At 43.7% G+C, this 12122-nt stretch carries 12 protein-coding genes; 8 read left to right on the forward strand and 4 right to left on the reverse strand.

What is annotated here, in order from left to right:
• A partial coding sequence (locus AC3AQ9_RS00005; RefSeq protein WP_488305414.1) for an IS3 family transposase occupies nt 1-462 on the forward strand: 462 nt, incomplete at its 5' end.
• Between the two features lie 143 nt (nt 463-605).
• Here the strand turns inward: AC3AQ9_RS00005 and AC3AQ9_RS00010 are convergent.
• Genes AC3AQ9_RS00010 through AC3AQ9_RS00020 form a run of 3 tightly spaced genes read right to left on the reverse strand, consistent with a single transcriptional unit; the run spans nt 606 to nt 3631 of the window.
• Nucleotides 606-1940, reverse strand: a complete 1335-nt coding sequence (locus AC3AQ9_RS00010; protein ID WP_488305415.1) for a CoA-disulfide reductase — start codon at nt 1938-1940, stop codon at nt 606-608.
• A 10-nt stretch (nt 1941-1950) separates the two neighbouring features.
• Complete coding sequence (locus AC3AQ9_RS00015; protein ID WP_488305416.1) at nt 1951-2805, reverse strand: DegV family protein; 855 nt, start codon at nt 2803-2805, stop codon at nt 1951-1953.
• Nucleotides 2806-2821: 16 nt separating this feature from the next.
• On the reverse strand, nt 2822-3631 hold the full coding sequence (locus AC3AQ9_RS00020) for a Cof-type HAD-IIB family hydrolase (protein ID WP_488305417.1): 810 nt from the start codon (nt 3629-3631) through the stop codon (nt 2822-2824).
• Between the two features lie 172 nt (nt 3632-3803).
• On the opposite strand from AC3AQ9_RS00020, the gene AC3AQ9_RS00025 reads away from it, so the two are divergent.
• The 3 genes from AC3AQ9_RS00025 to AC3AQ9_RS00035 all read left to right on the forward strand — a co-directional run bounded on the left by AC3AQ9_RS00025 (nt 3804) and on the right by AC3AQ9_RS00035 (nt 7209).
• Nucleotides 3804-4571 carry a prolyl oligopeptidase family serine peptidase gene (locus tag AC3AQ9_RS00025; RefSeq protein ID WP_488305418.1) on the forward strand — a complete coding sequence of 256 codons (768 nt, stop codon included), beginning with the start codon at nt 3804-3806 and terminating at the stop codon, nt 4569-4571.
• A 66-nt stretch (nt 4572-4637) separates the two neighbouring features.
• A complete protein-coding gene (locus tag AC3AQ9_RS00030) occupies nt 4638-4946 on the forward strand; it encodes a metal-sulfur cluster assembly factor (RefSeq protein ID WP_488305419.1) in 309 nt (102 codons plus the stop codon).
• Nucleotides 4947-5073: 127 nt separating this feature from the next.
• Complete coding sequence (locus AC3AQ9_RS00035) at nt 5074-7209, forward strand: ATP-dependent Clp protease ATP-binding subunit (RefSeq protein WP_488305420.1); 2136 nt, start codon at nt 5074-5076, stop codon at nt 7207-7209.
• A 31-nt stretch (nt 7210-7240) separates the two neighbouring features.
• Here AC3AQ9_RS00035 and AC3AQ9_RS00040 read toward each other — a convergent pair whose 3' ends face one another.
• Entirely contained in the window at nt 7241-7426 is a 186-nt protein-coding gene (locus tag AC3AQ9_RS00040) for a YjzD family protein (protein WP_488305421.1), read from the reverse strand.
• Nucleotides 7427-7612: 186 nt separating this feature from the next.
• Between AC3AQ9_RS00040 and AC3AQ9_RS00045 the strand changes: the two genes are divergently transcribed.
• From AC3AQ9_RS00045 to AC3AQ9_RS00060, 4 genes are all read left to right on the forward strand, one after another.
• Complete coding sequence (locus AC3AQ9_RS00045; protein ID WP_488305422.1) at nt 7613-8545, forward strand: beta-ketoacyl-ACP synthase III; 933 nt, start codon at nt 7613-7615, stop codon at nt 8543-8545.
• A gap of 27 nt (nt 8546-8572) precedes the next feature.
• Nucleotides 8573-9814 carry a beta-ketoacyl-ACP synthase II gene (gene fabF, locus AC3AQ9_RS00050; protein ID WP_488305423.1) on the forward strand — a complete coding sequence of 414 codons (1242 nt, stop codon included), beginning with the start codon at nt 8573-8575 and terminating at the stop codon, nt 9812-9814.
• Nucleotides 9815-10066: 252 nt separating this feature from the next.
• Nucleotides 10067-11113 (forward strand): ABC transporter ATP-binding protein, encoded by a 1047-nt coding sequence (locus tag AC3AQ9_RS00055; protein ID WP_488305424.1) that lies wholly within the window; start codon nt 10067-10069, stop codon nt 11111-11113.
• Nucleotides 11110-12120, forward strand: a complete 1011-nt coding sequence (locus AC3AQ9_RS00060; protein WP_488305425.1) for an ABC transporter ATP-binding protein — start codon at nt 11110-11112, stop codon at nt 12118-12120. Before AC3AQ9_RS00055 ends, AC3AQ9_RS00060 begins: the two co-directional genes overlap by 4 nt.
• The last annotated feature ends 2 nt before the right edge of the window (nt 12121-12122 follow it).

The following is a 12122-nucleotide window of genomic DNA, read 5'->3' on the forward strand; positions in this document are numbered from 1 at the left end:
TGTACGGGTGAAGAGAAGCTTTATCTGAGTCCCATCATGGACCTTTATAACGGCGAGATCGTTGGCGTGAGCATGGCAAAACGGCCGACCCTCGACTTTGTCCTGGAATCACTGCACCAAGCCCTGCCAGTTATCGAGAAGCAGGCGGCCTACCGGACCACCATCCACTCCGACCAAGGTTGGCATTACCAGCACCCCGCCTGGGTGAAGGCATTGAAGGGGCGACGGATCTTCCAAAGCATGTCCCGGAAAGGGACCTGTGCCGACAATGCGGCCATGGAGAATTTCTTCGGCCTCCTGAAGCAGGAGATGTATTACGGAGAAGCGTTGGTCTCCTACGAAGAATTGAAGAAGCGGATCGAACGGTACATCGACTACTATAACAATGAACGCATCAAACAAAAATTGGCCGGCATGAGCCCGGTGCAATACCGGACGCATGCCAGCCAATTAGCTGCATAACGAAAACTCTAACTTTAAGGGGTCACTACCGTATTGGTTTCTTTTTATTTAGCTAAAAGACCTCTGGGAAATCCAATGATGGCAAGAGGAGTTCAGCTTCGGCCATTTAAAGGAATAGCCGGTGTAAAATTCACTCAAAGTCTTTATTGATTGATCGCTTTATAACCCGCCATATTGATTGGATCTTTTGGCGAAGAGTAAGGCGGGGCATAGCTCAATTCCAGAGCTTGCAGATCATCAATCGTTAATCCTGCATAAATAGCTGTAACAAGGACATCAATCCTTTTATCGACACCTTTTCCGCCAATGCATTGTGCTCCAAGAATTTTCCGGCTTACTGAATCGAAATGAATTTTGAGCAATATTTTGGCATGGTCGGGGTAATAACCTGCGTTTGAATTGCCGCGGTGAATGACGGTTTTATAGGAGATGCCTTTATTTTTGATTGTCCGTTCATTCAACCCCGTCATTGCCACAGTCTGTGAAAATATTTTAACGACAGAAGTGCCAAGCAACCCTTTCTTAGGAATAGCGTTGCCAATCAGATATTGCGCGATAAGGAAGGCTTGCCTATGGGCTGGCCAGGCAAGGGGCACCCGTTTAGGATCGCCTGTCACCATATCTGCGTTCTCTGTAGCATCACCAAGCGCAAAAATAGAGGAGTCTGCTGTCTGCATAAACTCATTTGTCAAAATGCCACCCGTATTGCCAACAGGAAGCCCGGCTTTCTCAGCTAGTTCGGTATTGGGTTTTATTCCAATGCTCATAATGATAAAATCTGCCTGCAAACGCGTACCATTAGACAGCTCCACGGAGCTGGAATCGGCTTTTGTAATGACCGTATCTTTGTATAATTGCACATCATTGGCCAGGAGTTCGGCTTCTATCAATTGAGATACGTCAGAATCCAAAATCGACATGACCTGGCCTGATCTATGTACCAGCTGAACTTTGAGGCCTAAAGCCTTTAAATTTTCAGCCATTTCCAAGCCGATAAAACCGGCGCCTGAAATTACACAGCTGGAAGGATTGTGCTTTTCAATGTATTGGCTGATATTCAGCATATCATCGTAACTCCGCAGCACAAATACTTTGGCAGTCTCCAGCCCATCAATTTCAGGAATCATAGCTGAACCGCCTGGCGCTAAGATCAAGGTATCGTAGGATTCGGTGTATTGTTCTTCAGAACTTAAATCCCGCACAAGCAGCTGTTTTTTATCACGATGGATTTTCAGCACTTCATGTTTCAGGAATACATTGATATTACGTTTTTCTTTGAATTGCTGAGGATCTGTCATAAGCAGAGAAGAAGGATCTTCAATGACATTTCCAATTACATAAGGAGTACCGCAAGCAGCATACGACATCGTTGAGTCACGGTCAAAAACCGTAATTTCAGCATTTTTGTCGTAGAACCGAATTTGGCCAGCTACTGTAGCGCCTCCTCCAACTGCTCCTACAATGACAATTTTGCTCATGAAAATCACCTCAACCTTTTATTTTGTCCAAGAAAAACACTGCTAAAGTTCCGGGTCCGGTATGAGCGGCAATGACGGAACCAATCATATAAATATCAACTTGTTTAGGATGGAGGTTTTCTTCAATTTCGTTCTTTAGCAGCTGGGCGTATTCCAAGTCGTCTCCATGGCTGATAGAAACCGTCTGTTCGCTCCAGTCGGTACCACGTTCCTGCATCAGCTCAACCAGTCGCTTTAATACTTTTTTCCGCCCGCGCAATTTTTCAATGGGCACCAGTTTTCCTTCTTCTACATGAAGCAGCGGTTTGATGTTCAGCAATCCCCCCACGAAGGCGCTTCCCTTGGAAATGCGGCCCCCTTTTGCCATATAGTCCAAGTCTTCGACTGTAAAAAGACTTTGCATGTGCTCGGCCATAAAGCGGGTCTTTTCAATAATGTCATTTAAAGAATAGCCGGCAGAGCGAAGTCGGGCTGCTTCTTTTACAAGCATGCCATATCCAAGCGAAGCAGCTTTGGAATCCAGAATGGTTAGCTTCAAATCGGGATATTCTTCTCTCACTTGGTCTGCCACCATGACCGCGGTACTGTATGTACCCGATAATTCGGAAGAAAAAGAGATGTAATATCCTTCCTCGCCATCTTTAGCCAATTGCTCAAAAGCTTTCAGCACTTCCTCCGGCGAGACTTGGGAAGTTTTCGGATGAATATTTGAACGTATGGCGTCATACACTTTTTTTGAATCAATGGCCCGAATATCATCGAAATCTTTGTCCCCGATATGGACACGCAGCGGGAATAAAACAACGTTTTCATCTTGGAAAAACTGTTTCGGCAAATCAGATGCACTGTCAGCAAAAATTCTCATGTGAAACCTCCTTTTTCTATTTTAGTTTTAAGCGGTCAATAAGCAGCTCAGCAATGCCATCTTCATTATTCGTCAAAGTGATTTCATTCGCGATGTTTTTCAGGGAATCAATGGCATTTCCCATTGCCACTCCTGTTCCTGCAAATTCAATCATTTCCAAATCATTATCTTCATCTCCGAAAGCAATGATATTTTCACGGGAAATGCCAAGGGATTTTGATACGCGATCTAGGCCGACCGCTTTGTTCATGCCGCTTTTTACAATTTCAATTACATGCCAAGGCGCGCCCCATCTGCGATGATCGATCACTTCGGCATGGACTTCATTCAAATGGTCGTGAATGAGACCAACTTTTTCATAAGGCGCATGGATCAGCAAAGAAGTTGGATCCACTTTCAAGTAATTCCGCAAGTCTCCGGTTGTGATAGCTGGGTCTCCAAACTTAAATATATCCATCAATTTCTCATCATGGTGATGAACGTATACGTCGTCAAGCACTTCTGCAACAATATTATGGAAATTAAAATCATGCATCGATTCCACTACTTCATGAACAACGTCCAATGAAATTGGGGTGTGGTGAATGCCCCAATTATTATCTGTCGGATGGTGGACAAAAGCGCCGTTGAAATTGACAATAGGCGTAGTCAGACCCAATTCTTTATAATAAGGTTCGCTTGAACGATAAGGGCGGCCGGTAGCAATCATTACTTGGTGTCCTGCCATCTGTGCTTTTCTTAATGTTAGTTTGGTTTTTTCTGAAATGACTTTCTGGTCGGTTAATAGCGTCCCGTCTAAATCCAGGACAATTAAATGCTGTTTCATGATATTCCGTCTCCTTTCTCTCTCTAGGTATAGTGTAGCGATAATAGAAGCGTTTCGTCAAAAAAACTTAATGAACTATTCCAGGTCCGCTACACAAAGCAGCCCGAGAGTTTCGCTTTATTTGCTGACTTTCTTGAACATTGATACGATGTATATAAAGGAAGTGAAGTGAATGATAGCAGAACGCGAAATATGGAACCAAATCCCGTTGCTCCATGTATTTCCGGATGGGAAAAAAGATGAAAGACTGCCAACTGTAGTATTTTTTCACGGCCATATGAGCGCAAAAGAACATAATCTACATTACGCTTATCAATTGGCCGAGAAAGGGATGCGTGTGCTATTGCCGGACGCACTTTTGCATGGCGAGCGAAATGAAGGACTTGATGAAGTCCAAATGAGTTTACGATTTTGGGAAATCGTCTTGACTTCAATTGAAGAATTGGCATACATACATGAAAGAATCCATGAAAAACAATTAGCTAAAGATGAAATCGGTGTTGGCGGCACATCAATGGGTGGAATAACAACACTTGGTGCTTTAACAGTGTATCCTTGGATCAAAGCGGCGGCGGTTATGATGGGAGCAGCGAATTACGTTCAATTGGCAAAAGCCCAGATGGCTCAATTTGAATCTAAAGGATTTAAATTGCCGATCACTGCTGAAGAACGAAAACAGATGCTGGCTACGCTTGAGCGATTTGATGCAACGAAAAACAAAGGGATTCTCAATAAACGCCCAATCTTCTTTTGGCATGGGGAGCAGGATACAACCGTACCATTCAGCCCGACATACAGTTTTTTCAAAGCGTTAAAAGATGAATATGAAGAAGTGCCGGAGCATCTACATTTCATGAATGAAAGAGAGGCCGGACACGCTGTAAGCCGTCCGGGGATGCTTGCAGCCACCGATTGGCTCGCCCGTCATGTTGCACAGTAAGCAGGGAAATTTCATTTCCAATGAAAGTTTGTTAAGATAAAAAGAGCAGAAAAAGGAGGGATTCTTTTGGATCAAGATATGAGAGACAGCATCATGGGTGCTTTGGAAAATGTCATTGACCCGGAACTGGGGGTTGATATTGTAAACTTGGGCCTTGTCTATGATGTTGATATGTCAGAAGAAGGCTTTACAGTGGTAACAATGACCTTAACTTCGATGGGTTGCCCAATGGGTCCGCAAATCGTGGATATGGTTAAACATGCTTTATACGAATTGCCGGAAGTGAGCGAAGTCGATGTGAAAATTGTCTGGCAGCCGGTATGGGGAAAAGACAAAATGTCGCGTTACGCGAAAATGGCACTCGGTGTACGTTAATGAAGAAAGCTCAAGGAATCAACAAATTCCTTGAGCTTTTTTTATTGCTTATCATTTGCCATTTTAGTGAGGATTTCATATAATTTAATTAGTCAATAAAGGTCAAACTCTTGAAGGAGTGAAAAAGATGGTTCAATTTGCAAACCAAGAACGAAAATCACCGCTGGAACAGTATGGGCGGAATATGGTGGAGCAAGCAAAGAGCGGGAAAATGGATCCTGTCATTGGCAGAGACCAGGAGATCCGCAACGTAATCCGCATATTATCACGTAAAACAAAAAACAATCCAGTCCTGATTGGTGAACCCGGCGTTGGTAAAACGGCAATCGTAGAGGGGTTAGCACAGCGTATTGTCCGAAATGACGTTCCAGAAGGGTTAAAAGATCGGACCATATACGAACTCGATATGAGTGCATTGATTGCTGGTGCCAAGTACCGGGGAGAATTTGAAGAACGGCTAAAAAGTGTCTTAAAACAAGTTAAAGACAGTAATGGACAAATTATTTTATTCATAGATGAAATTCATACAATTGTAGGGGCAGGAAGAACAGAAGGCGCTATGGATGCCGGCAATATGCTGAAGCCAATGCTGGCACGCGGAGAACTTTACTGTATCGGTGCCACTACATTGGATGAGTACCGGATGAACATCGAAAAAGATCCAGCGCTGGAACGCCGTTTTCAGCAGGTAATGGTCCGTGAACCTTCAGTTGAAGATACGGTTTCCATTTTGAGAGGGCTGAAAGAACGTTTTGAATTGCATCACGGGGTTCGCATTCATGACCGTGCTATTGTAGCTGCGGCGGCTATGTCGGACCGTTATATAACCGAACGCTTTTTGCCGGACAAAGCGATCGATTTGATCGATGAAGCATGTGCCATGATCCGCACGGAAATCGATTCAATGCCGCAGGAGCTTGATGAAGTGACACGGCGCTTGATGCAATTGGAAATTGAAGAACAAGCCTTGATGAAAGAAAAAGACACAGCAAGCCAAAATCGTTTGGAGACATTGCGCAAAGAAATTGCCGAGTTGAAAGAATCCTCTGGTGGTATGCAGCAGCAATGGAAAGCGGAAAAAGAATCATTGAAAAAAATCCAGGAAAAACGCGAGAAGCTGGATCAATACCGCAGACAGCTGGAAGATGCAGAGAACAAATACGATTTGAATGCAGCTGCCGTATTGCGCCACGGAAAAATCCCGGAACTTGAAAAAGAACTGGCAGCTCTTGAAAGCGATCTGAAAAAAGACGGGGCAGCTCGGCTATTGCGTGAAGAAGTGACAGACGATGAGATTGCAGGAATTGTTGCCAGATGGACGGGAATTCCAGTGACAAAACTAGTGGAAGGCGAGCGCGAGAAACTATTGCGACTCGGCGATACCTTAAGAGAACGCGTAATAGGACAGGACCGCGCGGTTGAACTAGTGACGGAAGCCGTATGGCGAGCACGTGCAGGCATCAAAGATGAGCACAAGCCAATCGGTTCTTTCATCTTCCTTGGACCGACCGGGGTCGGTAAAACGGAGTTGGCGAAATCGCTTGCCGCAAACCTTTTTGATTCGGAAGACCACTTTATCCGGATTGATATGTCGGAGTATATGGAAAAGCATAGCGTTTCCCGACTCGTTGGAGCTCCTCCTGGCTATATCGGCTACGAGGAAGGCGGCCAATTGACAGAAGCGGTCAGACGCAACCCTTATTCCGTTGTGCTGCTTGATGAAATTGAAAAAGCGCACCCCGATGTTGCGAATATTTTGCTGCAGATCTTGGATGATGGACGCATCACGGACAGCCAAGGACGGCTTGTCAATTTTTCGAATACGGTTGTCATCATGACTTCGAATATCGGATCTGCTTACATCGGTGCTGAAAATACCGAGCATGATATTGAAGATATTGTCATGTTAGAGTTGCGTAAACACTTTAAACCGGAACTGCTGAACCGTATTGATGATATCGTCATTTTCCATGCACTGAACAATAGCCATTTCTATGGAATTGCCAAGAAAATGCTGGCTGAACTGGCGAACCGCATGAAACAGCAGCAGCTCGAGCTTGCTGTGGATGATTCAGTCATTGATTACATTATTGAAGCGGGAACCGATCCGGTATTCGGCGCACGGCCATTAAAACGGTTTATTCAACGGGAAATTGAAACGAAAATAGCGCGTGAGTTGATCAAAGGTGATATAGAGCCAAATACTGTTTTGCATTTGGAGATGGACGGCTCAAACTTAATCATCAACAAAAAAGAAGCGTAATCCGGATTCCGGATTACGCTTCTTTTCATTATTAATGTTTTTCAGGTGACGGTTCATCCGGAATAATCGATGAAATTACGAAAATCAGGATAGAAACTCCAATAGAAATATAAACGCCCATCATAAAGTCGAAAGGTACGTTTTGGACAGCACTTACAACATAGTTCAATAACGAAATTAATAAAAATGACCACAGGAATGTTCCAATATATTGCATCAGTTTCACCTCAACATAAAATATCTTCTTTTATCATATCATACCGATTCGCGGACAGAAAGAAAGTTTGTCTTTTTTAAATATTATTTGTCGGAACTATGTCAGTTAGTTGAAAAAAATATTGAAAAGGCGTATTATTATTACCAGGTACTAATAATTGATGTTAATTGAAAAGAGGGACCAATAATGAACGCAGGAATAATCGGCATTGGCAGATGTCTGCCTGAAGATAAGCTTACGAATTTCGATTTGGAAAAGCGCATGGATACTTCAGATGAGTGGATCCGTACCATGACTGGAATCGAAGAACGCCGGATTGCCAAAGACGATCAGGATACCTCTCACATGGCTCTTGCAGCAGCAAAACAAGCCATTGAAGATGCTGGAATCGATCCCGCAGAAATTGGTATGATTTTGGTAGCGACAGTGACACCGGATCAGCCTTTTCCTTCAATGGCATGTACAATCCAGCAAGAGTTGGGAGCAGTAAATGCTGCAGCTATGGATTTGTCGGCAGCTTGTGCAGGATTTATGTACGGCCTCGTTACTGCTAAACAATTTATTGATTCTGATGTTTATAAATATGTATTGGTTATCGGTGTAGAAAAATTATCGAAAATCACTGACTGGGAAGACCGTAACACTGCTGTTCTTTTCGGAGACGGAGCGGGAGCTGCTGTTCTTGGAAAAGTATCGGAAGGACGGGGAATTCTTTCCTTTGAATTGGGAGCAGACGGCACCGGCGGCAAACATCTGTACCAAGATGAATATCTCATCATGAATGGCCGTGAAGTGTTCAAATTTGCAGTCCGCCAGATGGGTGAATCTGCGGTCAATGTTATTGAAAAAGCGGGACTGAAAAAAGAAGATGTGGATTTCCTGATTCCACACCAAGCAAATATCCGCATTATGGAAGCATCCAGAACCCGTTTGGAACTTCCGATTGAAAAAATGTCCAAGACAATCCACAAATACGGCAATACCTCTGCAGCCTCTATTCCGATTTCATTAGTTGAAGACGTGGAAGAAGGAAGAATCAAAGAGGACGATGTAATAGTGATGGTCGGTTTTGGCGGCGGATTGACATGGGGCGCTGTAGCAATGAGATGGGGCAAATAACTGTTTATGCGAAAGGAAGAAGATAGAATGGCAAATCGTCGAGTAGTGATTACAGGAGTAGGGGCTGTAACCCCTTTAGGCAATAATATTGAAACTACATGGGAATCTTTAAAGGCCGGTAAATCCGGAGTCGGCCCGCTGACAAGATTAGATGCTGATCAATACCCGGCAAAAGTAGCAGCGGAAGTTAAAGACTTTTCCATCGAAGACTATGTTGAGAAAAAAGAAGCACGGAAAATGGATCGCTTTACACATTACGCTTTAGCAGCTTCCATCATGGCGATGAAAGATGCAGGGCTGGAACTTGATGAAAAAACCGCGCTTCGCACGGGCGTTTGGATCGGTTCTGGAATCGGCGGGATGGAAACGATTGAAAATCAATTGGAAGTATTGAACAATCGCGGTGTACGGCGAGTCAGCCCATTTTTTGTACCGATGATCATTCCCGATATGGCATCCGGACAAGTTTCCATTTACTTTGGAGCAAAAGGGATCAACTCATGTTCCGTAACGGCTTGTGCATCGGGCACCAATTCAATTGGCGATGCGTTTAAAGTCATTCAGCGCGGAGATGCAGATGCAATGATTTCTGGTGGAGCGGAAGCCCCTATTACGAGATTATCTGTTGCTGGCTTTACTGCCAATACGGCATTAACTACAAACGGAGATGTATCCACAGCGTCACGTCCTTTTGACAAAAACCGCGATGGCTTTGTTATTGGAGAAGGAGCGGGCATCGTTATTTTAGAGGAATACGAACATGCCAAAGCCCGAGGTGCCAAAATCTATGCTGAACTAGTAGGCTATGGTTCTACAGGAGATGCCCATCACATTACGGCTCCAGCTCCAGGCGGAGAAGGGGCAGCGCGCGCAATGGCTCAAGCTCTTGAAGATGGCGGAGTTGAAACAACGGAAATTGGCTATATTAATGCCCATGGTACAAGTACACCATACAACGATCTTTTTGAAACGATGGCTGTTAAAACCGTATTTGGAGACCATGCTTACAACCTAGGAATGAGCTCTACCAAATCGATGACAGGGCATTTGCTGGGAGCCGCCGGCGGAGTAGAAGCTATTTTCACAGCTCTGGCTTTGAAAGAAGGAATTATGCCTCCAACGATCAACTATGAAACACCTGATGAAGAATGCGATTTGGATTACGTTGCAAATGAAGCCCGTAAAGCGGACTTTACGTATGCTATGAGCAATTCACTCGGTTTTGGCGGACATAACGCTTCCTTGGTCTTTAAAAAAATAGAAGAGTAATTCAAATGAAATTCAACCACCAGGCTAATTCAGCCTGGTGGTTTTTTACTGATTAAGGAAATATATATATAAAACTGAAATTCTATATATATACTCTTACCTTTGTGGAACAAGACTTTATACCCTCTTTTAATTTTTGGAATAGTAAAATGATTTCTAAAATTACGAAAAATGTATTGATTACGTAATGTTTATGTAATAAACTTTATTCAACATAAGTTATCAGAATAAAAACAATTACGAGGTGTTCACATGTCAATTCATCATTCATCCAATAAGACGGCACCGCTTCTTCAAGTAAAAAATCTTCAAACTGGTTTTAAAATAGACGGAGAATTTTATAACGCTGTCGAAGGCGTTTCATTTGATGTAAACCGAAAACAGATTGTTGGTATTGTAGGGGAATCAGGTTGCGGAAAAAGCGTAATGTCTCTATCTATTATGCAATTGTTGCCACCAGGGGTTGGCAAAATCCGTGGTGGGGAGATAGCGTTTGAAGGAGAAAATATTTCAAATCTTTCGGATAAAAAAATGAATAAACTTCGCGGAAAAGAAATTTCGATGATTTTTCAAGAACCAATGACTTCGTTGAATCCCGTATTTACTATTGGCTATCAGATTGAAGAAGTTATTTTAAACCATGAAAATATTACAAAAAAAGAAGCGCGCATACGCTCAATTGCTTTATTGAAAAGTGTAGGCATCCCAAGAGCTGACAAAATCGTGAATGAGTATCCACATCAGTTGTCAGGAGGGATGCGGCAGCGGGTCATGATTGCGATGGCGATTGCCTGCCAGCCCAAATTACTGATTGCAGACGAACCAACGACGGCTCTTGACGTGACAGTGCAAGCTCAAATTCTGGAATTGCTGAAAGGTATCCAGGAAACAAATGACATGTCCATTATCCTGATTACTCATGATCTCGGCGTAGTAGCGGAAATCTGTGATGAAGTCCTTGTCATGTATGCTGGAAAAATCGCAGAACGGGCTTCAGTTGATGAGCTCTTTAATAATCCAAAGCATCCATACACGGACTTATTAATGAAAGCGGTTCCAAAAATGGATGAAGATGTGGAAAAGCTGGCAACAATAGAGGGTTTGGTTCCTTCTATCACCAATATGCCTCAAGTGGGATGCCGGTTCTCAAACCGGTGTCCAAAAGCTATGCCGGAATGTATGACTGTAACGCCGCAACTTCGAGAAGTGGCACCAGGGCATGAAACAGCTTGCCTTCTTTACGATGCAAGCTGGCCGGCAGGACAAAAACCACAAAAAGAAGGGGCTACCGTTATATGACTACAAGAGATTTCATACAAGAAAGAATTGATAGTTTAGAAAGCCGTGAGGTCCTGCTGGAAGTCCAAAATCTTAAAACCTATTATCCGGTAACAGGCGGCTTTTTTAAAAGAGTCATTGGCAATGTCAAAGCTGTCGATGATGTATCTTTCACCATCAGAAAAGGGGAAACGCTAGGACTCGTCGGTGAATCCGGTTGTGGAAAATCAACGACCGGCCGAACAATTCTGCGGCTACTGAAACCGACAGATGGCAAAATCCTTTTTGAAGGAAAAGATATTACGAAAGTGACCGGGGCAAAGCTTCAAAAAGCACGCCGGGATTTTCAAATGGTTTTTCAAGACCCATATGCATCCCTGAACCCGATGCAAATGGTTGGAGATATTATTGCCGAGCCGATTCTCAATTATGAAAAACGCAATAAAAAAGAATTGGAGAAGGAAATTAAATCATTATTGACTCGCGTTGGACTGCCGGAGGAGGCATATTACAAATATGCCCATGAATTTTCCGGTGGCCAGCGTCAGCGTATCGGTATAGCGAGAGCTCTTGCGCTGAACCCTAAACTGATTGTGGCTGATGAACCGGTTTCGGCGTTGGATGTTTCGGTCCAGTCACAGGTATTGAATCTGCTGAAAGATCTGCAGAAGGAATTCGATTTAACTTATCTGTTTATTGCGCATGATCTTAGCGTAGTGAAACACATGAGCGATCGAATCGGTGTGATGTATTTGGGCAATCTCGTTGAGGTTGCTTCAAATAGAGATTTATACAGAGAACCGCTGCACCCGTATACACAGGCGCTGATTTCCGCGATTCCGGAACCTAGTACGGCGATCAAGAAAGAGCGGATTGTGTTGCAGGGAGATGTGCCGAGTCCACAAAATCCGCCATCCGGATGCCCTTTCCATACACGATGTCCGATGGCAATGGATATCTGCTCGAAAGAGAAGCCTCCATTAAAAGAAGTGCGTCCGGGGCATCACGTCGCGTGTGTTCTGTATTAAAT

The organism is Planococcus sp. VCh962 (assembly GCF_057748275.1).

Coding starts and splice junctions, on each gene's coding strand:
- AC3AQ9_RS00035 (WP_488305420.1), top strand. CDS start 5,074: ATGGTTCAATTTGCAAACCAAGAACGAAAATCACCGCTGGAACAGTAT.
- AC3AQ9_RS00045 (WP_488305422.1), top strand. CDS start 7,613: ATGAACGCAGGAATAATCGGCATTGGCAGATGTCTGCCTGAAGATAAG.
- AC3AQ9_RS00040 (WP_488305421.1), bottom strand. CDS start 7,426: ATGCAATATATTGGAACATTCCTGTGGTCATTTTTATTAATTTCGTTA.
- fabF (WP_488305423.1), top strand. CDS start 8,573: ATGGCAAATCGTCGAGTAGTGATTACAGGAGTAGGGGCTGTAACCCCT.
- AC3AQ9_RS00015 (WP_488305416.1), bottom strand. CDS start 2,805: ATGAGAATTTTTGCTGACAGTGCATCTGATTTGCCGAAACAGTTTTTC.
- AC3AQ9_RS00060 (WP_488305425.1), top strand. CDS start 11,110: ATGACTACAAGAGATTTCATACAAGAAAGAATTGATAGTTTAGAAAGC.
- AC3AQ9_RS00010 (WP_488305415.1), bottom strand. CDS start 1,940: ATGAGCAAAATTGTCATTGTAGGAGCAGTTGGAGGAGGCGCTACAGTA.
- AC3AQ9_RS00020 (WP_488305417.1), bottom strand. CDS start 3,631: ATGAAACAGCATTTAATTGTCCTGGATTTAGACGGGACGCTATTAACC.
- AC3AQ9_RS00025 (WP_488305418.1), top strand. CDS start 3,804: ATGATAGCAGAACGCGAAATATGGAACCAAATCCCGTTGCTCCATGTA.
- AC3AQ9_RS00055 (WP_488305424.1), top strand. CDS start 10,067: ATGTCAATTCATCATTCATCCAATAAGACGGCACCGCTTCTTCAAGTA.